Here is a 518-nt window from a genome sequence, read left to right on the forward strand (position 1 = left end):
AAAGCCAAGGAAACCGCCGATAAAGCGAAAAGGACAGCAGAGGAAGCCAAAACAACAGCCGATACAACGAAGAAAGAGCTTGGTGGTATCAAGAGTTCTCTAGAAAGAGAGACAACAGCTCTGAAACAGTCTAATTTAACGGTTTTATCAATTTCCACCCCATTTCTTGTGGCGACAGGAAAAAATCAACTCACGTTGAAGAAAGGGACCTATCTAACTTTGTCACGAACCCACGATATTTTGGTTGCAAGCCATACGGAAGATCAAAGAATAAGCGTTTCTTCATCTTCTGCAGGCAAAGATTATTATGTTTATTTGGTCTCAGAGGGAGATTCTCATAAAATTGTTGTCTCAGACAACTCTACCTATCCTACGGGTTACACAGCAAGTAATTCACGCAAGATAGGAGGGTTTCATACGCTTTGTGCGGATGTTGATACAATTTCTGGTCACCCATTGTCTGGTTATAGAGCAGGGGATATTTTACCCAATTCCGTTTGGTGTCTCAATCATCGCCC

At 42.1% G+C, this 518-nt stretch carries 1 protein-coding gene; it reads left to right on the forward strand.

Annotation, left to right across the window (positions count from 1 at the left end):
- The coding region (locus tag BN202_RS10400) for a phage major tropism determinant (protein WP_019220330.1) at positions 1-518 on the forward strand (518 nt) is incomplete at both ends.

This window comes from Bartonella florencae (genome assembly GCF_000312525.1).
GTDB classification, from domain to species: domain Bacteria; phylum Pseudomonadota; class Alphaproteobacteria; order Rhizobiales; family Rhizobiaceae; genus Bartonella; species Bartonella florencae.